We start from the raw sequence: 17,976 nt of genomic DNA on the forward strand, positions 1-17,976 counted from the left end.
CTCTCCGACCATGGAGGGGTGAACGAACGACAGAATCCCACCACCCGTCAGCACAGCGCCGTCACCGTGATCGGACTCGGCCCGATGGGGCAGGCCATGACCCGCACCCTGCTCGCCGCCGGCCACCCGGTGACCGTCTGGAACCGCACCGCCGCCCGGGCCGCGGACGTCGTCGACGCGGGGGCGGCGCTCGCGGCGAGCCCCCGCGAGGCGGTCGGGGCGAGCGGGCTGGTCCTCCTCAGCCTCACCGACTACCGGGCGATGTACGACATCCTCGGCGGCGCCACCGGATCGCTCGCCGGGCGCACGCTGGTCAACCTGAGCTCCGACACCCCCGACCGCTCGCGCGAGGCGGCCGCCTGGGCGGCGGGCCACGGCGCCGCCTTCCTCACCGGAGGCGTCATGGTCCCCGCGCCGATGGTCGGCACGGAGGCGGCCTACGTCTACTACAGCGGCCGCGAGCGGGATCTGGAGGCGCACCGGGCGGCGCTGGCGCTGCTGGGGGCGCCGAAGTACCTGGGGGAGGACCCGGGCCTCGCCCAGATGATGTACCAGGCCCAACTGGCGGTGTTCCTCACCACCTTGTCCGGGCTGATGCAGGCCACCGCGATGCTGGGCGCCGCGGGGATGAAGGCCGGGGAGGCGCTGCCGGAGCTGCTCGATGCCGCCGACTCGATCGGCGACATCCTGACGGCCGGCGGGAACCCGGGCGCCGCGCTCGACGCCGGGGAGCACCCCGGCGACCTCAGCACGGTCACCATGATGGGCGCGACCGCCGACCACATCGTCGAGACCGGCACCTCGCTCGGCCTCGACCTCGCGCTCCCGCTGGCCGTCCAGGGCCACTACCGGCGGGCGATCGAGAACGGACACGGCGGCGACAACTGGACCCGCATCATCGATAGCATCCGGGGGCCCCGCTGATCTTGAGTTGTTCGGTGCTCTACAATGTAAGCTATGAATGATGTGAATGACCCTTACGAGCTGCGTGCGGGTGTTCCGGACGTGGCGACCTTCCGCGCCCTGCGCACCGGCGCGGGGATGACGGACCGCCCCGCCGAGGCGGTGGCGGTCGGCCTGGCCAACACCTGGCACGGTGTGACCGTCCACCACCCGGAGGCCGGCATCGTGGGCATGGGCCGGGTGGTCGGCGACGGCGGCACGGTCTACCAGATCGCGGACGTCTGCGTGCTCCCCGAGCACCAGGGCCGCGGCCTCGGCGCCCGGATCATGGCCGAGCTGACCGGTGCCCTGGAGCAGCGCGCCGTGCCCGGGGCGTACGTCTCGCTGATCGCGGACGGCCCCGCCCACCGCCTCTACTCCCGGTTCGGCTTCGTGCCCACCGCCCCGCACTCGATCGGCATGCACCGCCTGGTCTGAACCACCCCGGGAGGGGGCTGGGCCGTCCCGCCGTACGGTGGGACGGCCCAGCCGCGTGCGGGCCCGGGCGCGGCCGCTACCGGGTGACGTAGTGGTCGTCGAGCTCTCCCTCGCTGGCGCAGATCTCCCGCTGCTCGACGATGTCGGTGGCGACCCAGCCGTCGTCGTCCTTGCACTGCTGGGCGGTGATGGGCGGGTCGAGGTGCCGGGTGTGCGTGGTGGCGGAGGCCGGGGCGGCGCCCAGCGCGAGCGCGGCGGCGAGCACGGCCAGGGCGGTGCGGCGTGTGGTGGCGGTCATGCCCCGTCAACGACGCCGTCCGCCGCAGGTCACCGGTGGTTCGTCCGTCCGCCGCGTGTCCCGGCGCGGCCGTGCCGACCGCGCCGGGCGGGCCGGGCGGGCCGTCACCGCAGCCCGGGGTCGGGCCGGCCGTCCCGGGCCGTCGATTCGGCCACCGTGCGCTCCCGGAGCCGTCGTTGATAGGCCGGGGCGTCGGCCGGGATGTGTGCGGCGACCGCCCGGGAGGGGCGGCGGCGCGTCGGCCGCTGAGGCGATGGGTGGGATTGCCGACGAGTCTGCGGCGTGCCCGGGGCCCGCGGCAAGGTTCGAGCAGGGTGTGCCGAGTCCTACCGAAACCCCCACCGAGCCGGCAGGATCGGGGTCGACACACTGCCGGGGGCTCCTGCGGCGGTGGCCGCACCCCAGCAGCCGAGCGGGCACGGCACCCGGCTAGCCTGGTCGCATGTTCGTACTTGAGCTGACGTACACCGCCCCGCTGGAGCGCATCGACGCGGTGCTGCCGGAGCACATCGCGTGGCTGACCGCCCACTACGAGTCCGGCACCTTCCTCGCCTCCGGCCGCAAGGTGCCGCGCGACGGCGGCGTGATCCTGGCCGCGGGCCCGGACCGGGCCGGCATCGAAGCCGTGGCCGCCACCGACCCGTTCGTGCGCGAGGGCCTGACCGAGTACCGGATCACCGAGTTCGTGGCGACCACCACCGCCCCCGCCCTCGACGGCCACCGGGAACAACTGCCCGGCTGAGCCCGGCCCGCCCCACCGGCCCCGCCCGCGGCGTCCCGTGTCCTTCGGGACGCCGTGCGGTGGCTACGATCGGTGGGCGGGGGCTTCGGTGGGTTTCGGCTTTTTTGTCTCGTGGGAGTTGGCGAATGGTGGATGTACGGGCCGGGCAGCCGGCCGGTTCCGGTGACCTGGTGGACGTGGCGCGGCTGGTGACGGCGTACTACGCGCTCAAGCCCGACGTGCGGGAGCCCGCGCAGCGGGTCGTGTTCGGGACCTCCGGGCACCGCGGGTCCTCGCTCGACGTGGCGTTCAACGAGGACCACATCGCGGCGACCACGCAGGCGATCTGCGAGTACCGCACGGCCCAGGGCGTCGCCGGGCCGCTGTTCCTCGGCGCGGACACGCACGCGCTGTCCGAGCCGGCCCGGGTGACGGCGCTCGAAGTGCTCGCGGGCAACGGCGTGCGGGTGCTGCTCGACTCCGCGGACGGCTACACCCCGACCCCGGCCGTCTCGCACGCGATCCTCGCCCACAACCGGCGCAGCCCGCAGGCGCTGGCAGACGGCATCGTGGTGACGCCCTCGCACAACCCGCCGCGCGACGGCGGGTTCAAGTACAACCCGCCGAGCGGCGGGCCGGCCGGCTCCGAGGCGACCGGGTGGATCCAGGACCGCGCCAACGAGCTGATCCGCGAGGGCCTGCGCGGCGTCAAGCGCGTCCCCTACGCGCGGGCGCTGGCCGCGGCCACCACCGGCCGGTACGACTTCCTGACCGGGTACGTCGACGACCTGCCGTCCGTCCTCGACCTGGACGCGGTGCGCGCCTCCGGCCTGCGGATCGGCGCCGACCCGCTGGGTGGGGCCTCCGTGGCGTACTGGGCGCGGATCGCCGAGACCCACCGCCTCGACCTGACCGTCGTCAACCCGGACGTCGACCCGACCTGGCGGTTCATGACCCTGGACTGGGACGGCAAGATCCGGATGGACTGCTCCTCGCCGTCCGCGATGGCCTCCCTGATCCGCCGTAAGGACGAGTACGCCGTCGCCACCGGGAACGACGCCGACGCCGACCGGCACGGCATCGTCACGCCGGACGGCGGCCTGATGAACCCCAACCACTACCTCGCGGTCGCCGTCGACTACCTCTACCGCCACCGGGCGCACTGGCCGGCCGACGCGGGCGTGGGCAAGACGCTGGTCTCCTCCTCCATGCTCGACCGGGTCGCGGCCGACCTCGGCCGGCCGCTGGTGGAGGTCCCGGTCGGCTTCAAGTGGTTCGTCGACGGCCTGCTGGAGGGCTCGATCGGCTTCGGCGGCGAGGAGTCCGCCGGCGCGTCCTTCCTGCGCCGCGACGGCGGAGTGTGGACCACCGACAAGGACGGCATCCTGCTGGCCCTGCTCGCCGCCGAGATCACCGCCGTCACCGGCTCCACCCCCAGCGCGCGGTACCGCGAGCTGACCGCGCGCCACGGCGACCCCGCCTACGCCCGGGTGGACGCCCCCGCCGACCGCGAGCAGAAGGCCCGGCTGGCCCGCCTCTCCCCGGAGCAGGTCACCGCCGGCGAACTCGCGGGGGAGAAGATCACCGCGGTGCTCTCGCACGCCCCCGGCAACGGCGCGGCCATCGGCGGCCTCAAGGTCTGCACCGAGAACGCCTGGTTCGCGGCCCGCCCGTCCGGCACCGAGGACGTGTACAAGATCTACGCCGAGTCCTTCCACGGCACCGACCACCTCGCGAGGGTCCAGGCCGAGGCCCGGACCCTCGTCGGCGAGGTCCTCGGCGCCTGACACCCGGCGGGAGGCGGTCCCCGGGCCGCCTCCCGCCGCCGCCCGCCGACTCCAGCGGACGACACCACGGGAGATCACCGCCGCATGCCGCACCCGCCGATCCGAGGCGTGCTCTTCGACGTCGACGACACCCTCTTCGACTACTCGGGCTCGGAGGAGACCGGCATCCTCGCCCACCTCGGCGAACTCGGCCTGCTCGCCCGCCTCCCCGGCCCGCAGGCGGCCGTGGAGCTGTGGCGCACCGTCATGGAGGCCCAGTACGCCCGCTTCCTCGCGGGCGAACTGACCTTCCGCGGCCAGCAGCACGAGCGCACCCGGCAGTTCCTCGCCCGCCTCGGCGAGGCCGGCGCCGAGCGGCTGTCGGACGAGGCGGCCGCCGCCTGGTTCGCCGGCTACGCGGCCCACCGCGACGCCGCCCGGGCCGCCTTCCCCGACGCCGCCCCCGCCCTGGCCGAACTCGCCCCGCGGTACCGGCTCGGCATCGTGTCCAACTCCTCCGCCGACCACCAGCGCGACAAACTGCGCGCGATCGGCCTGCTCGACCGGGTCGGTGACGTCCTCGTCTGCTCCGACCAGCACGGCGAGCCCAAGCCCGCCCCGAGCATCTTCCACGCGGGCTGCGCCGGGCTGGGCCTGGCCCCGCACCACGTCGCCTACGTCGGCGACAACTACGCCCTGGACGCCGAGGGCGCCCGGGACGCCGGCCTGCACGCCTTCTGGCTCGACCGGGCGGCCTCCGGCACCCCGGTGGGAGAGGGCATCCGGGTGCTGCGCTCGCTCGACGCCCTGGCCGGGGCCCTCGCGGCGTGAGCCGCCCGGGAACGCGCCCGCGACAGGGGTGCGACGCAACCCGGCGTCCACCGCGTTAGAAGGTCATGGAGCGAACAAGCACGCAGGACTTCGGGGAGTTCGCCGCGACCCGCGGCCGCCACCTGGTGAGGACCGCCTTCCTGCTGACCGGCGGCGACGCGCACCTGGCGGAGGACCTCGCCCAGGAAGCCCTCGGCAAGCTCTACGGGAAGTGGCGCAAGGTCGCCCGGATGGACAACCCGGCCGGCTACGCCCAGACCGTCCTGGTCAACACCTTCCTCTCGCACCGGCGCCGCCGCGCCTCCGGCGAGCACGTCACCGACGTCTTCGCCGAGACCCCGGTCACCGACCCGGACCCGTCGCTGCGGCTGACGCTGCTGCGCGCCCTCGGCGAACTCCCCGCCCACGACCGTGCGGTGCTGGTCCTGCGGTTCTGGGAGGACCGCAGCGTCGAGGAGACCGCCCACACCCTGCGCCTGAGCGACAGCGCCGTGCGCTCCCGCAGCTCCCGGGCCCTGACCCGGCTGCGCGCCGTCCTGGGCAGCGAGCTCGACGACCTCGCCCGCTCCTGAGCCCCCCTGCCCCTCGCCCGTCCAACCACGGAGTACCGGCATGCCCCTGGACGACCGCTTCGCCGCCCTGCTGCACGACGCCGCCGAGCTCGCCCCCGACCCGCCCGCCGCCGACCTCGCCGACTCGGCCCGCCGCCGCCACCTGCGCGCCCGCCGCCGGCGCACCGCCGCGATCGCGGGCGCCACCGCCGTCGTCGCCGTCGCCGCCCTCGGCGTGCGACTGCTGCCCGCCGCCGACCCCGGCGCGGGCAGCACGAAGCTCGCCCCCGCCGGGGGGTGGCCCGCGGAGATCACCGGCACCTTCATGACCGGCACCTTCACCTCCCTGCTGCCCCCCGGGAAGATCACCGCCGCCGGTGGCTACGGCACCAACGAGGGCGCCGTGCCCGGCCTGGCCCCGTCCGCGCACCTGCTCTACGACGACGGCCAGGGCGCCGGCCTGGTCACCTTGGACGTCGACCGCGTCGCCCTGCCGATCGCCGACACCACCCGCGGCACCCAGTGCGCCGACCCGGTCGAGACCCCGACCGAGGGCTGCGAGCGCACCGTCCTGCCCGGCGGCGGCATCGTGGTCGTCGACAAGCTCGCCCCCGTCGAGCCGATGAAGGTGCGCGAGTGGAAGGTGACCTACACCGGCACGGACGGACGCCAGGTGCGCGTCTGGGAGGTCAACTCGACCAGCTACGGCCCGCCGCTGAGCCGTCCCACCCCGCCGCTGACCACCCAGCAGCTCACCGCCGCCGCCACCAGCAACGCCTGGGACCCGCTCTTCACCCCCGGCGCCGTCGTCACCCGGGCCCCGGGCGAATCGGGCGGCCCGTCCGCCGACCAGATCATCGCCACCGCCACCGCCCTGCTGCCGGCCGGTACCCGCACCGATCCGGGCGCCGCCCAGCACACCACCGGCCGCGCCCACCTCACGGTCACCCTGGACGGGCGCACCAGCATGCTCTCCGTCCAGACCGAGCCGCGCCGCGCCGACGCCGCCTCGGCCGCCCGCATCCGCGCGGACTACGAGCACGGCGGCGCCGGCCCCGCCGCCGCCCGTACACCGGACGGCACCTTCGTGCAGGTCCGCGAGATGCACGAGACGAAGGCCGGCGACGGGCCGGTGCTGCGCTGGGTCGTGGCGGCGCTGCACCCGGACGACACCGAGGTGACGGTCGGCGTGTGGAACGGCAGCGACGAGACGAACGCGCGGCCCGGCACCCCGGCGCTGACCACCGAGCAGCTCACCGCCATCGCCGTCGCCCCCGCCTGGCGGCGCTGAACGTCCGTCCTGGCACCGGGGGAGGGGAGCTGACGCGCCGCCGCCCGTCCGTTCGGTCCTGACCAGCGGGGGGTGTCGGCGGGCCCCGGGGCCGGGTGGCCGTAGGGTGGGTCCGGCCGAGGCCCGCCGTGGGCCCCGGTTTTTCGTGGGCAGCGGCTGATCGAGGGCAAGGGTATGCAGTTCGACGACCAGGGAGATCTCGACACCTCGCAGGTGGACGACCGGCGGGGCATCCCCGGCGGCAAGGTGGCCATCGGGGGCGGGGCGGTGGGCCTGGTCGCCGTGCTGTTCGCGGTGCTGCTCGGCGTCGACCCCAAGCTGCTCGGCCTGTCCTCCGGCGGCGGCAACGGCTCGTCCACCTCGCGCAGCGCCGGCGAGGTCCAGCAGGCCTGCAAGACCGGGGCGGACGCCAACAGCCGGCAGGACTGCCGGATCGTCGCGGTCACCAACAGCCTGCAGGACTTCTGGAGCGGCGAGCTGCCCAAGCGCACCAAGGTGGCGTACAAGCCCGCCGAGACGGTGCTGTTCACCAACCGGGTGTCCACCGCCTGCGGCGCGGCCACCTCCGCGGTGGGCCCGTTCTACTGCCCCGGCGACCAGAAGGCCTACTTCGACCTCGGCTTCTTCGACGAGCTGTCCACCCGCTTCGGCGCCAAGGGCGGCCCGTTCGCCGAGTCCTACGTCGTCGCCCACGAGTTCGGCCACCACATCCAGACGCTCACCGGCCAGATGCAGAAGGTCGGCAACGACCGGCAGGGCGCCACCAGCGCCTCGGTGCGGCTGGAGCTGCAGGCCGACTGCTACGCCGGGGTGTGGGCGCACCACGCCACCACCACGCCGCAGCCCTCCACCGGCCGTCCGCTGATCAAGTCCCTCACCGACCAGGACATCGCCCAGGGCCTGGACGCGGCCTCGGCGGTGGGCGACGACCGCATCCAGAAGCAGGCCACCGGCAAGATCAACCCGGAGGCGTGGACGCACGGCTCCTCCGAGCAGCGCAAGGCCTGGTTCACCACCGGCTACCGCACCGGGGACCTCACCCAGTGCGACACCTTCTCGGCCGCCAAGCTCTGAGCGGGCAGCCGGCCCCCGGCTCCCGTGCGGGGTCGGGGGCCGGGGCGCCGCTACTCCGCCGGCGTCCAGTCGGCCCACTCGGCGGCGAAGCCCGCGCCCTCGCCGCGCACCCGGGCCGCCCCCGGCCCCGCGAAGTGGGCCGGCACCACCAGCGCCTGCTCGTCCGCCGCGCGGGCCAGCACCCGCTGCCGGCTGCGCGCCGCCAGGACCGGGTCCAGGCAGAAGCAGCTGGAGCACGAGGGGTGCGCGAGCTGCACCGGCGAGTGGAGCAGGTCGCCGACGAAGACGGCCCGCTCGCCGCCGGAGTCCAGGTGCAGCACCGAGGAGCCGGGGGTGTGCCCGGGCGCCTCCTCCAGCACCAGCGCGCCGTCCAGCCGCACCCGCCCGGACCACGGCACCGCCTGACCGGCCGCCAGGACCGGCGCCACGCTGTCCGCGAACACCCGGTCCCACTCCGTCCACTGCTCGGGCGCCGGCCCGCCCGAGGCCCGGGCCGGGTGCTTTGCCGCCGGGTCGAAGAACGCCAGGTCGGCCGCGGGCAGGTAGTAGTCGGCGTTCGGGAACGCCGGCACCCAGGCGCCGTCCCGCTCGCGGGTGTTCCAGCCGACGTGGTCGGCGTGCAGATGGGTGTTCACCACCACGTCCACGTCCTCCGGCCGCACCCCCGCGCGCGCCAGCAGGTCCAGGAACCGGCCGCCCTCGCGGCGGTGGAACATCGGTGTGCCCGGCCGCTCGCGCCCGTCGCCGACGCCGGTGTCCACCAGCACCGTCCGCCCGCCGCCGCGCAGCACGAAGGTCTGCAGCGCCCCCACGTAGGAGCCGGACGCGGCCTCGTAGTGGTCCGGCGCCAGGCCGGCGCCCTCCGCCTGCCAGGCCCGCTCGGCCAGGTCGGGCACGATCGCCCCGGCCGGCGCGAACGGCCCCTGGTACTCCACCAGTCGCACGATCTCGACATCCCCCAGCACCAACCGCTGCACGGTCGCCTCCCGCTCTCGTCTCGTCCTGCCGTCGTTCGTTCCTTCACCGCCGAGCCTAGGAAGCCCTGTTGAGCCGTTCAATGCGTGATCCGCTCTGCTCGATACGCGATCGGCTCACCGGCCGGGGCTACGATGGCCGGATGGACGTCGTCAGCGATGCGATCGCCGCCGTGCGCACCGGCCGGCCCTCCACCAACCGGCTGCGGGTGGGCGGCCGTTGGGGCGCGCGCATGCCCCGCTACGCCGGTGCCGGCTTCCACGTGGTGCTGGCCGGCGGCTGCTGGCTGCTGCCGGAGGGAGGCGAGCCGCTGCGCCTGGAGCGCGGAGACGTGGTGCTGCTCCCGCACGGCGGCGGACACGCCCTCTCCGACCGGGAACTGACGCCCGGCCGGGCCGCCCGGCTGCCCGAACTGGACGCCCCGCCGGCGGCCGGGCTCGCCCTCGCCCTCGCGCCGTCGCCGTCGCCGTCGCCCGCGCCCGCGCCTGCGCTCGCCGAGGCCGGCGACGGCGGGAGCGCCGAGCTGCTGTGCGGGAAGTACCGGCTCGACCACGGCCTCACCCACCCGCTGATGCGCGAGCTGCCCGAGGTCGTCCGGTTCTCCACCCGGTCCGGCGAGCACCCCGAACTGCGCGCGGCCGTCGACCTGTTGGGCGCCGAGGTGGCCTCGGCGCAGCCCGGAGGCGAGCTGGCCGTGCCCGCCCTGGTGGACCTGCTGCTGGTCTACCTGGTCCGGGCCTGGACGACGCGCCGCGGCGCGGACGGCTGGGGCGCGGCGCTGGCGGACCCGGTGGTGGCGGCCGTGCTGGCCGCCGTGCACGAGCGCCCGGCCCACCCGTGGACGGTCGGTTCGCTGGCCGAGCACGCCGGGGTGTCCCGGGCGACGCTGGTGCGCCGCTTCACCGCCCGCACCGGGCGGCCGCCGATGGCCTACCTGACGTGGTGGCGGATGACCCGCGCCGCCACCCTGCTGCGCCGGGGCGCCGACCCGCTGGAGGCGGTGGCCCGCGAGGTGGGCTACGGCAGCCCGTACGCGCTCTCGCACGCCTTCGCCCGGCAGTTCGGCACCACCCCCGGCCGGTACCGGGCCGCCGCCGGCTGATCCACCGTCAACTCCCTTCGCCGACCGTGTTTGTGGGCACTCCGAGCGTTCACGAAGGTAACGGATTGGGGTGTGTTCGCGGGTGTCTGGTTTTACTTCTTGACGCCATGTGCACGATCAGATTGACTCCCTGCACCTCGCCGCGAAGCCGCCGCGGCGAACTCAGGGAGAGGCACCCGCTGCATGAACGCCGCACTGCGTCGCACCGTCGTCTCCACCGTCACCGCCGCCGCACTGGCCCTGACCGGCGCCGCCTGCGGCAAGGCCGGCGGCGCCAAGAAGGACAGCGCCACCGCCGACAAGGGCCCCGCCTCGATCGGCCTCCTGCTGCCCGAGAACGCCTCCTCCACCCGCTACGAGTCCTTCGACCGGCCGTTCATCGAGGCCAAGGTCAAGGCCCTGTGCGCGGACTGCAAGGTGCTCTACAACAACGCCGAGGGCAGCGCCGCCAAGCAGAAGCAGCAGTTCGACACCCTGCTCACCCAGGGCGTCAAGGTGATCATCCTGGACGCCTTCGACGCCGCCTCCACCGCGGGCTGGGTGAAGGAGGCCGCCGACAAGGGCGTCAAGGTCGTCGCCTACGACCGCCTCGCCACCGGCCCGGTCTCCGCCTACGTCTCCTTCGACAACGAGAAGGTCGGCGAACTCCAGGGCCAGGCCCTGCTGGACGCGCTCGGCGGCAAGGCCGCCGACTCCGACATCGTCATGATCAACGGCGACGAGGCCGACCCGAACGCCGCCCAGTTCAAGGCGGGCGCGCACAAGGTCCTCGACGGGAAGATCCGCAAGGTCGTCTACGAGCAGTCCGGCCAGTGGAACCCCACGATCGCCGGCCAGAAGATCTCCGCCGCCGTCACCCAGTACGGCAAGACCGGCTTCCAGGCCGTCTACTCCGCCAACGACGGCATGGCGGCCGCCATCATCACCCAGCTCAAGGGCGCCGGCATCACCGTCCCGGTCGGCGGCCAGGACGCGGGCCTCGACGCGATCCAGCGCATCATCGCGGGTGACCAGGCCTACACCGTCTACAAGGCGTACCGGCCGCTCGCCGACTCCGCCGCCGAACTCGCCGTCGACCTCGCGCAGGGCAAGGACGTCAAGACCGTCGCCGACGCCGGCGTCGACAGCCCCACCGACAAGAACATCCCCGCCAAGCTCCTGCAGGCCAAGGTCGTCACCAAGGCCAACATCAGCCAGACCGTCATCGCCGACGGCCTCTACAAGGCGTCCGACATCTGCACCGCCGACTACGCCGCCGCCTGCGCGGCCGCCGGCATCAAGTAGCCACGATCCCAGGAGGGTTCGCGTGACAGGCTCACCCGTTCTCGAACTGCGATCGGTCTGCCGGCGCTTCGGCGCCGTCCAGGCCCTGGACCAGGTGGACCTGACCGTCCACGCCGGAGAGGTCCTCGCCCTCGTCGGCGACAACGGCGCCGGAAAGTCCACCCTCGTCAAGACCATCGCCGGCGTCCACTCCGTCGACACCGGCACCATCCACTGGCGCGGCGAACCCGTCCGGCTCACCCGCCCCCAGGACGCCGCCGCCCTCGGCATCGCCACCGTCTACCAGGACCTCGCGCTCTGCGACAACCTCGACGTCGTCGCCAACCTCCACCTCGGCCGCGAGCGGCTGCGCCACGCCCTGCTCGACGACGTCGCCATGGAACAGCACGCCCGGCGGCTGCTCGACACCCTCGCCATTCGCATCCCCGACCTGCGCGCCCCGGTCGGCGCGCTCTCCGGCGGCCAGCGCCAGGTCGTCGCCATCGCCCGGGCCATGCTCGGCGAGCCCGCCCTGGTCATCCTCGACGAACCCACCGCCGCCCTCGGCGTCGAACAGACCGCCCAGGTCCTCGACCTCGTCGAGCGGCTGCGCGAACGCGGACTCGCGGTCGTCATCGTCAGCCACAACATGGCCGATGTGACCGCCGTCGCCGACACCGTCGCCGTGCTGCGCCTGGGCCGCAACAACGGGGTCTTCCCCGTCGAGGGCACCACCCAGGAGCAGATCGTCGCCGCCATCACCGGCGCCACGGACAACGCCCACACCCGCCGTCGCGCCCGCCGGGCCGGGCGCGACGAGGAGGAGGCTGCATGAGCACGCCCGACACCCCCGCCCTGCCCACCGGCTGGGCCGGCCGGCTCGACGCCACCAGGAGGCGGCTGGCCGGCGGCGAACTCGGCGCCCTCCCGGTCGTCGTCGGGCTGGTGGTCATCGCGATCGTCTTCCAGAGCGTCACGCACCACTTCCTCCAGGCCGACAACCTCACCAACATCACCCGCTTCATCGCGGGCCCCGGCCTGATCGCGGTCGGCGTCGTCCACGTCCTCATCCTCGGCGAGATCGACCTCTCCCTCGGCTCCGTCGCGGGCGCCACCGCCGCGATCACCGCCGTCCTCGCCACCCGGCACGACCTGCCCGAATGGCTCGCCATCCTCACCGCCCTGGCCACCGCCTGCGCCATGGGCCTGCTGCACGGCCTGCTGTTCGCCCGGGTCGGCGTCCCCGCCTTCGTCGTCACCCTGGCCGGCATGCTCGCCTGGAGCGGCCTGCAGCAGTACGTCCTCGACATCGGCACCGTCAACAACCGCCGTGACGGCATCGTCGCCGGCCTGGACTCCACCTACCTCGGCGACGGCGACATCGCCTACGCCTGGGGCCTCGCCGTCCTCGCCCCCGCCCTCTACCTCGTCGCCCAACTGCGCACGGCTCGCCGCCGCACCGCCGCCGGCCTGCCCGCCCGCGGCACCGCCGACAGCGCCCTGCGCGCCGCCGGGCTGGCCGTCCTCACCGTCGCCGCCGCCTGGGCCCTCAACCAGGACCGCGGCCTCCCGCTCCCGCTGGTCGTCCTGCTCGCCGTCGTCCTCGCCACCGACCTCGTGCTGCGCCGCACCCGCTACGGCCGGCAGGTCTTCGCGGTCGGCGGCGGCGTCGAGGCGGCCCGGCGCGCGGGCATCGACGTCGCCCGGATCCGGATCTCCGTCTTCGTGCTGTCCGCCTTCCTGGCTGGCCTCGGCGGTCTCTTCTACGCCTCCCAGCAGGGCTCGGCGGACAAGGAACTCGGCGGCGGCAACGTCCTGATGAGCGCCATCGCCGCGGCCGTGATCGGCGGCACCAGCCTCTTCGGCGGGCGCGGCAAGACCTGGTCCGCCCTGCTCGGCATCCTGGTCATCCAGAGCATCACCACCGGCCTCGACATGGTCCACGCCGCGCAGGCCATCCAGTACATGATCACCGGCGCTGTCCTGCTCGCCGCCGTCGTGCTCGACTCCGTCTCCCGCCGCACCCGGAACGCGGCCACCCGGACCTGATCCCCGTCCGCATTCGGGACCCTGCCGGGCCGGCGCCTCGTGCGCCGGCCCGGCCTTCGTTCATGCACCGGCGGGGTCGTCGTCCACGCGCCGGCGGGGCCGGCGTGCGCGCACACGGAACGCACCGGAAACCTTCGCACGGGGGAGGGGCGGAGCATGGTCCCACACAAACGGGCGAACGTCGTGAATGAGTCGATGATCCGACCGGAACCCCCCGATTCGGTAGTGAACCCCTCACTACCTGTACCGTTCCGGACGCGATGGTGTTCATCACTCTTCCCCCTCCCGTTACTCCCCTCCCGATTGCGGGGACTACGCTTCACCAGCGAATACGACCTAAAACGACCGAAACCACATTCGATTCGATCCGGTGTCGCCCCATACGGCATTGATGATGAGAATTTCCTTTGACCGCACCTTCGCTGCATCCAGCGGACTCCCAGCAGAGTCATGGTGAGTGGGCGCGTCCCACCAGGTGACACCGACGTCACGGCATGTAGCACCCGTACGTGCCCCAAGGAATCCGGAGCCGAGGAACCCAACCCCATGGACCCACGCCACGACACGGCCGGCCCAGGCACGCTGCACCGCCCCCACCAGGGGCTCGCGGCAGGCTGGCCGGTGGCCCAACCCGCCCACCCGCGCAGTCTGCTCGACATCATCGCCGCGACCGCCGACGCCCACCCGCACGCGCCCGCACTCGACACCGGCGACGCCGTCCTCGACTACCGCGCCCTCATGCAGGAGGTCGACGGCCTCGCCGGCGTCCTCGCCGGCCACGGCATCGGCCGCGGCGACCGCGTGGGCGTGCGCATCCCGTCCGGCACCGCCGACCTGTACGTCGCGATCCTCGCCGTGCTGCGCTGCGGCGCCGCCTACGTGCCGGTGGACGCCGACGACCCCGACGAGCGCGCCGAGATGATCTGGCAGGACGCCCAGGTCTGCGCCGTCCTCGGCGCCGGCCGCCAGCTGTTCGCCGGGCCCGTCGCCCGGCCCTCCGGCCGCCCCGCCTGGCCCTCGCCCGCCGACGACGCGTGGATCATCTTCACCTCCGGCACCACCGGCCGCCCCAAGGGCGTGGCCGTCACCCACCGCAGCGCCGCCGCCTTCGTCGACGCCGAGGCCCGGATCTTCCTGCCGAACCGCCCGCTCGGCCCCGGCGACCGGGTGCTCGCCGGCCTCTCCGTCGCCTTCGACGCCTCCTGCGAGGAGATGTGGCTGGCCTGGCGCCACGGCGCCTGCCTGGTGCCCGCCCCCCGCGCCCTGGTCAAGGCCGGCACCGACCTGGGCCCCTGGCTGGTCGAGCGGCGCATCACCGCCATCTCCACCGTCCCCACCCTGCTCGCCCTGTGGCCGCAGGAGTGCCTGGACCAGGTGCGCCTGATCATCGTCGGCGGCGAGTCCTGCCCCGCCGAACTCGTCGAGCGCCTGGCCGTCGGCGGCCGTGAGTTCTGGAACACCTACGGCCCCACCGAGACCACCGTCGTGGCCACCGCGGCCCGGATGCTGCCCGGCGAGCCGGTGCGCATCGGCGCACCGCTGGACGGCTGGGAGATCGCCGTCGTCGACCAGGCCGGCCAGCCCGTGCCCTGGTACGAGACCGGCGAACTGCTGATCAGCGGCGTCGGCACCGCCCGCTACCTCGACCCCGCCAAGGACGCCGAGAAGTACAGCCCGCACCCCGTCTTCGCCTCCCCGCGCGTCTACCGCAGCGGTGACCTCGTCCGCAACGAACCCGAGGGCCTGGTGTTCGTCGGCCGCGCCGACGACCAGATCAAACTCGGCGGCCGCCGCATCGAGCTCGGCGAGATCGACGCCGCCCTGCAGGCCCTGCCCGGGATCCGCGCCGCCGCCGCGGCCGTGCGCAAGACCCCGGCCGGCGCCGACCTGCTGGTCGGCTACCTCGTCGCCCAGCCCGGCGCCGCCCCCGACCTGGCCGCCGCCCGCCAGCAGCTGCTGGAGCGCCTGCCCGCGCCGCTGGTGCCCGTGCTCGCCCTGGTCGACTCGCTGCCCACCAAGACCTCCGGCAAGGTCGACCGCAACGCCCTGCCCTGGCCGCTCGCCACCACCGGCACCGCCGCCGCCCCCGCCGAAGCCCTGGACGGGACGGCCGGCTGGCTCGCCGGGCACTGGGAGAAGCTGCTCGGCATGGCCCCCGGCGCCGGCGACGACTTCTTCGCCCTCGGCGGCTCCAGCCTGACCGCCGCCCGCCTGGTCTCCGAACTGCGCACCCGGCACAGCGGCGTCTCCGTCGCCGACCTGTACGCCCACCCCGTCCTCGGCGACCTCGCCGGCTTCCTCGACGGCCTCGCCCCGGCCCCCGGCGCGGCGGCCGCCCAGCAGAGCGGCCCCGCCACCCCCGTACGCCCGGTGCGCCGCACCCCGCGCAGCGCGGGCCTGTGGCAGACGCTCATCCTGCTCGGCATGTTCGGCCTCGCCGGACTGCGCTGGGTGGTCGTCCTGATCGCCCTCGACAACCTCATGGGCAACCACCTGGCCTGGGCGCCGCACAGCTCGTGGTGGCCGGTGATAGCGGGCCTGCTCCTCTTCTACAGCGCCCCCGGCCGCACCCTGCTCGCCGCCGCCGGCGCCCGGGTGATCACCGCCGGGGTCCGCCCCGGCAGCCACCCGCGCGGCGGCCACGTCCACCTGCGGCTGTGGGCCGCCGAGCGCTACACCGCGATGTTCGGCACCGGCGCGCTGGCCGGCACCCCCTGGGCCGCCCGCTACGCCCGCTGGCTCGGCTGCCGCGTCGGCAAGGGCGTCCAGCTGCACACCCTGCCCCCGGTCACCGGCCTGGCCCGCCTGGGCGCCGGCGCCAGCATCGAACCCGAGGTCGACATCGCCGGCTGGTGGCTCGACGGCGACACCCTGCAACTGGGACACATCGAGGTCGGCGAAGGGGCGAGCGTCGGCCACCGCGCCACCCTGATGCCCGGCGCCCGCGTCGGCGCCGGCGCCGAGATCGCGCCCGGCTCCTGCGTCACCGGAGCCGTCCCGGCCGACGAGCACTGGCACGGCTCGCCGGCCCGCCCCTCCACCGAGGCCCGCACCCAGTGGCCCGCCAAGCCGGCGAAGGCGTCGCGGGTCTGGAACCTCGCCTACGGCGTCGGCTTCGCCCTCTTCGGCCTGGTGCCGATCCTCGCCGCACTGCCCGCACTGCTGATCATCTACCCGCTGGTCGATACCGACCGCACCCTGATGGCCGCCCTGCTGCAGCTCCTGCCGCTGACCGTCCCGCTCGCGGTGCTGACCATCTTCTGCCACGCCGCGCTGATAGCCCTGCTGGTGCGGATCCTCTCGCTGTCGCTGCGCCCGGGCTTCCACCCGGCAATCGGGCGGGTCGCGTTCTGCGCGTGGGGCGTCTCGCGCCTCAGCGACACCGCGCGGCGCAGCCTGTTCCCGTTCTACGCGTCGCTGCTCACCCCGGTGTGGCTGCGCGTCCTCGGCGCCAAGGTCGGCCGGCGGGTCGAGGCCTCGACCGTGCTGTCGCTGCCCAGCCTGATGCGGGTGGACGACGGCGCGTTCCTCGCCGACGACACGCTGGTGGCGCCGTACGAGCTGCGCGGCGGCTGGCTGCACGTCGGCCCCTCGTACGTCGGGCGGCGGTCCTTCGTCGGGAACTCCGGCATCGTCGGCCCCGGCCGCAGCCTGCCGGACAACTCCCTGGTCGGCGTGCTGTCCGACACCCCCGCGAACGCTCCCGAGGGCTCCTCCTGGCTGGGCCGGCCCGCGTTCGCGCTGCCGCGCGTGGCCGACACGGGCGGCGAGGGCCGCACCTACGACCCGCCGAAGCGCCTGATGTGGGCGCGCGCCGGCGTCGAGTTCTGCCGACTGCTGCCGGTGATAGTCGCGGCCATGCTCGGCGACCTGGTGTTCGCCGCCCTGCAGGCCCTGCGCGACGACTACGGGCTCGGCGTGGCGGTCGGCGCCGCTGGGCTGGTGCTGGTGGCCGCGGCCGTGGTCGCCTGCGCCGTCACGACGGTCGCCAAGTGGCTGCTGGTGGGCCGGTTCCGGGTGGCGGAGCACCCGCTCTGGTCGTCCTTCGTCTGGCGCAACGAGCTGTACGACACGTTCGTCGAGGAGCTCGCGATGCCGTTTGGCGGCGGCGCGATCACCGGCACCCCGTACCTGAACCTGTGGCTGCGGTCGCTGGGCGCCAAGATCGGGCGCGGTGCGTGGTGCGAGACACACTGGCTGCCGGAGAGCGACCTGGTGACGGTCGGGGCGGGGGCGAGCGTCAACCGCGGCACCGTGCTGCAGACGCACCTGTTCCACGACCGCGTCATGCGGCTGGGCCCGGTGCACCTGGGCGCGGGCTCCACCACCGGCCCGCACTCGATCGTGCTGCTCAACACCTCCCTCGGCGACAACACGACGGTCGGCCCGGCCTCTCTCGTAATGCGCGGCGAGAACGTGCCCGACGCCACCCGCTGGCTCGGCAACCCCGTCGCCGCCTGGAACGCCGACCCCACCCCGCCGGCCGGCCGCCGGGCCGGGCGCGGACGTCGGCGGGCAGCCGCCGTGTGACGCTCGCCACGCCCGGCGGGCGCTGAGTGCGCGGTGGGGGGGGGGGGGGGGGGGGGGGGGGGGGGGCCGGGGGGGGGTTTGGGGGGGGGGGGGGGGGGGGGGGGGGGGGGGGGGCGCCGGGGGGGGGGGGGGGGGGGGGGGGGAC

At 74.6% G+C, this 17,976-nt stretch carries 15 protein-coding genes; 13 read left to right on the forward strand and 2 right to left on the reverse strand.

Features of this window, described 5'->3' with window-relative positions; genetic code table 11:
- Positions 1-18 precede the first annotated feature (18 nt).
- Together ACPC54_RS34535 and ACPC54_RS34540 are read left to right on the forward strand one after the other, a co-directional pair.
- Positions 19-924 carry an NAD(P)-dependent oxidoreductase gene (locus ACPC54_RS34535; protein ID WP_498970413.1) on the forward strand — a complete coding sequence of 302 codons (906 nt, stop codon included), beginning with the start codon at positions 19-21 and terminating at the stop codon, positions 922-924.
- A gap of 33 nt (positions 925-957) precedes the next feature.
- On the forward strand, positions 958-1,380 hold the full coding sequence (locus tag ACPC54_RS34540) for a GNAT family N-acetyltransferase (RefSeq protein WP_498970414.1): 423 nt from the start codon (positions 958-960) through the stop codon (positions 1,378-1,380).
- 76 nt (positions 1,381-1,456) lie between these two features.
- On the opposite strand, the gene ACPC54_RS34545 is transcribed toward ACPC54_RS34540, so the two are convergent.
- Complete coding sequence (locus ACPC54_RS34545; RefSeq protein ID WP_498970415.1) at positions 1,457-1,678, reverse strand: hypothetical protein; 222 nt, start codon at positions 1,676-1,678, stop codon at positions 1,457-1,459.
- A gap of 442 nt (positions 1,679-2,120) precedes the next feature.
- Between ACPC54_RS34545 and ACPC54_RS34550 the strand changes: the two genes are divergently transcribed.
- From ACPC54_RS34550 to ypfJ, 6 genes are all read left to right on the forward strand, one after another.
- Entirely contained in the window at positions 2,121-2,420 is a 300-nt protein-coding gene (locus ACPC54_RS34550; protein WP_498970416.1) for a YciI family protein, read from the forward strand.
- 125 nt (positions 2,421-2,545) lie between these two features.
- Positions 2,546-4,186: a phosphoglucomutase (alpha-D-glucose-1,6-bisphosphate-dependent) gene (pgm, locus tag ACPC54_RS34555; RefSeq protein ID WP_498970417.1), complete on the forward strand. Its 1,641-nt coding sequence runs from the start codon at positions 2,546-2,548 to the stop codon at positions 4,184-4,186.
- A gap of 84 nt (positions 4,187-4,270) precedes the next feature.
- On the forward strand, positions 4,271-4,996 hold the full coding sequence (locus ACPC54_RS34560; RefSeq protein WP_498970418.1) for an HAD family hydrolase: 726 nt from the start codon (positions 4,271-4,273) through the stop codon (positions 4,994-4,996).
- 65 nt (positions 4,997-5,061) lie between these two features.
- Complete coding sequence (locus ACPC54_RS34565) at positions 5,062-5,568, forward strand: SigE family RNA polymerase sigma factor (RefSeq protein WP_498970419.1); 507 nt, start codon at positions 5,062-5,064, stop codon at positions 5,566-5,568.
- A 40-nt stretch (positions 5,569-5,608) separates the two neighbouring features.
- Positions 5,609-6,838: a hypothetical protein gene (locus ACPC54_RS34570; protein ID WP_498970420.1), complete on the forward strand. Its 1,230-nt coding sequence runs from the start codon at positions 5,609-5,611 to the stop codon at positions 6,836-6,838.
- A gap of 174 nt (positions 6,839-7,012) precedes the next feature.
- Positions 7,013-7,912, forward strand: coding sequence for a KPN_02809 family neutral zinc metallopeptidase (gene ypfJ, locus ACPC54_RS34575; protein WP_498970421.1), 900 nt, complete (start codon positions 7,013-7,015; stop codon positions 7,910-7,912).
- A 50-nt stretch (positions 7,913-7,962) separates the two neighbouring features.
- Here ypfJ and ACPC54_RS34580 read toward each other — a convergent pair whose 3' ends face one another.
- Positions 7,963-8,889, reverse strand: a complete 927-nt coding sequence (locus ACPC54_RS34580) for an MBL fold metallo-hydrolase (protein ID WP_498970422.1) — start codon at positions 8,887-8,889, stop codon at positions 7,963-7,965.
- A 140-nt stretch (positions 8,890-9,029) separates the two neighbouring features.
- Between ACPC54_RS34580 and ACPC54_RS34585 the strand changes: the two genes are divergently transcribed.
- The 5 genes from ACPC54_RS34585 to ACPC54_RS34605 all read left to right on the forward strand — a co-directional run bounded on the left by ACPC54_RS34585 (position 9,030) and on the right by ACPC54_RS34605 (position 17,831).
- Positions 9,030-9,989: an AraC family transcriptional regulator gene (locus ACPC54_RS34585; protein WP_498970423.1), complete on the forward strand. Its 960-nt coding sequence runs from the start codon at positions 9,030-9,032 to the stop codon at positions 9,987-9,989.
- A gap of 183 nt (positions 9,990-10,172) precedes the next feature.
- Positions 10,173-11,273, forward strand: a complete 1,101-nt coding sequence (locus ACPC54_RS34590) for a sugar ABC transporter substrate-binding protein (RefSeq protein WP_498970424.1) — start codon at positions 10,173-10,175, stop codon at positions 11,271-11,273.
- Positions 11,274-11,295: 22 nt separating this feature from the next.
- Positions 11,296-12,087 carry an ATP-binding cassette domain-containing protein gene (locus tag ACPC54_RS34595; protein WP_498970425.1) on the forward strand — a complete coding sequence of 264 codons (792 nt, stop codon included), beginning with the start codon at positions 11,296-11,298 and terminating at the stop codon, positions 12,085-12,087.
- Positions 12,084-13,301, forward strand: a complete 1,218-nt coding sequence (locus tag ACPC54_RS34600) for a sugar ABC transporter permease (protein ID WP_498970426.1) — start codon at positions 12,084-12,086, stop codon at positions 13,299-13,301. Before ACPC54_RS34595 ends, ACPC54_RS34600 begins: the two co-directional genes overlap by 4 nt.
- A gap of 546 nt (positions 13,302-13,847) precedes the next feature.
- Positions 13,848-17,831: a Pls/PosA family non-ribosomal peptide synthetase gene (locus ACPC54_RS34605; RefSeq protein ID WP_498970427.1), complete on the forward strand. Its 3,984-nt coding sequence runs from the start codon at positions 13,848-13,850 to the stop codon at positions 17,829-17,831.
- The last annotated feature ends 145 nt before the right edge of the window (positions 17,832-17,976 follow it).

The organism is Kitasatospora sp. NPDC094028, assembly GCF_049543595.1.
Taxonomy (GTDB): domain Bacteria; phylum Actinomycetota; class Actinomycetes; order Streptomycetales; family Streptomycetaceae; genus Kitasatospora.

Bases quoted from the DNA above. Each gene is read 5' to 3' on its own strand.
- ACPC54_RS34540 (WP_498970414.1), top strand. From the start codon at position 958: ATGAATGATGTGAATGACCCTTACGAGCTGCGTGCGGGTGTTCCGGAC.
- ACPC54_RS34545 (WP_498970415.1), bottom strand. From the start codon at position 1,678: ATGACCGCCACCACACGCCGCACCGCCCTGGCCGTGCTCGCCGCCGCG.
- ACPC54_RS34550 (WP_498970416.1), top strand. From the start codon at position 2,121: ATGTTCGTACTTGAGCTGACGTACACCGCCCCGCTGGAGCGCATCGAC.
- pgm (WP_498970417.1), top strand. From the start codon at position 2,546: ATGGTGGATGTACGGGCCGGGCAGCCGGCCGGTTCCGGTGACCTGGTG.
- ACPC54_RS34560 (WP_498970418.1), top strand. From the start codon at position 4,271: ATGCCGCACCCGCCGATCCGAGGCGTGCTCTTCGACGTCGACGACACC.
- ACPC54_RS34565 (WP_498970419.1), top strand. From the start codon at position 5,062: ATGGAGCGAACAAGCACGCAGGACTTCGGGGAGTTCGCCGCGACCCGC.
- ACPC54_RS34570 (WP_498970420.1), top strand. From the start codon at position 5,609: ATGCCCCTGGACGACCGCTTCGCCGCCCTGCTGCACGACGCCGCCGAG.
- ypfJ (WP_498970421.1), top strand. From the start codon at position 7,013: ATGCAGTTCGACGACCAGGGAGATCTCGACACCTCGCAGGTGGACGAC.
- ACPC54_RS34585 (WP_498970423.1), top strand. From the start codon at position 9,030: ATGGACGTCGTCAGCGATGCGATCGCCGCCGTGCGCACCGGCCGGCCC.
- ACPC54_RS34590 (WP_498970424.1), top strand. From the start codon at position 10,173: ATGAACGCCGCACTGCGTCGCACCGTCGTCTCCACCGTCACCGCCGCC.
- ACPC54_RS34600 (WP_498970426.1), top strand. From the start codon at position 12,084: ATGAGCACGCCCGACACCCCCGCCCTGCCCACCGGCTGGGCCGGCCGG.
- ACPC54_RS34605 (WP_498970427.1), top strand. From the start codon at position 13,848: ATGGACCCACGCCACGACACGGCCGGCCCAGGCACGCTGCACCGCCCC.